Here is a 1,548-nt window from a genome sequence, read left to right on the forward strand (position 1 = left end):
CGCAGGACAGGGCCGATGACAATGCCGTCACGCAGGCCGAGGACGCGTTTGGCTTCAGCGTCGGCCGAGAAACCATCGGCATCTATGGTCCGGGCAACGCCCGCGGCTTTTCGCCCGCCGCTGCGGGCAACGTCCGCATCAACGGCCTTTATTACGACCCGGCTTTCGGTCTGCAGGGCACCTTAGTCGATTCGATCAACATCAAGGTCGGCCTGTCCGCCCAGGGCTATCCGTTCGTTGCGCCCAGCGGGATCGTGGACCAGACGCTGCGCCGGCCAGAATCCAGGCTTGGAGCATCGATCATTGCCAACGCGGACAATTATGGCGGCAAGGGCCTTGAGGTCGACGGCTCGCTCCCGCTGACAGGGCGCCTCGGCCTGTTCGTCGGACTGAACGCCGGGACGACCGTATTCGTCAATGGCACCGACAATTTCAGTCATACCGAAAGCGTAATCGGGCGTTGGCACCCGACCGACAATATCGAGATCACGTCGTTCTGGTCGATGTACAATGACTATGATGACGAAAGCGGGACACTCTACATTCCTGCCGGAAGCTTCATGCCCACGGTCGATCGCGCGCACCATGACGAAGGCCCGCGATGGGCCGACAACCGTCTCACCGGCACAAACGCCGGCCTGCTGACGAGCATCTCATTCGGCAAGAATTGGGTCGCCCGTCTCGGCGCCTTCCGATCGAGTGTCTTTAACCGACACGCCTACACGCATTTGCTCGCCAACGAGCAACTGGATGGGACGGCCGAGCGGATCCTCATCGCCGATCCACCAAATCATAGTCATTCGCTAAGCGGTGAGCTGCGGGTTACGCACAGCACTGCCGAAGGCCCGCGGCTGCACCTCATTCACCTGAGCGCTCGACGGCGCGATGCCCGGCGGGAATTCGGCGGCTCGGATTCGGTCAGTTTTGAGATTGGCAGCGTGGGCGAAAATGTGACTGCTGCCAAACCGGATTTTGAATTCGGAGAGCAAACTCACCAGCACGTCAAGCAAATGACCTATGGCATCGCTTACGACGGCCGCTGGAAAGGCGTCGGAGAAATCAGCCTGGGTCTCTCGAAAGCAAACTATCGGAAGCAGACGGACATCCCAGCGGTCGGCCAAGTGAGGGCACGGTCCAATCCCTGGCTCTACAACGGCACCGCGGCGATTGTCCTATCGAAATCTGTCAACGTCTACGCTGGTTATGCGCGCGGACTTGAGGAAAGCGGGATTGCGCCGTTCACCGCCGCCAACCGCAACGAGCCCCTGGAAACGATCTTGACGCAGCAAAAAGACGCCGGTGTCCGTATTGCCGTCACCAAAGACATCAATGCCGTCGTCGGCGTGTTCGATCTAACTCGACCCTATTTCGGCTTCGACACCGCTAATGTGTTCAAAAAAATCGGCTCGGTTCGAAGCCGCGGCGCCGAGTTTTCCATTTCCGGGAAGGCCACGCCCAAGCTCAACATCGTCGTTGGCGGCGTGTTGTTGAAACCGCGGGTCAAAGCCGACGCGGACGCCTCGGGAAACATCGGCTCGAAGCCATATG

1 protein-coding gene is annotated in these 1,548 nt (G+C 59.9%); it reads left to right on the forward strand.

Annotation, left to right across the window (positions count from 1 at the left end):
• The coding region (locus tag RMO25_RS08425; protein ID WP_309662159.1) for a TonB-dependent receptor at positions 1-1,548 on the forward strand (1,548 nt) is incomplete at both ends.

The sequence above is a fragment of the Sphingomonas sp. genome (assembly GCF_031361285.1).
Classification (GTDB): Bacteria; Pseudomonadota; Alphaproteobacteria; order Sphingomonadales; family Sphingomonadaceae; genus Sphingomicrobium.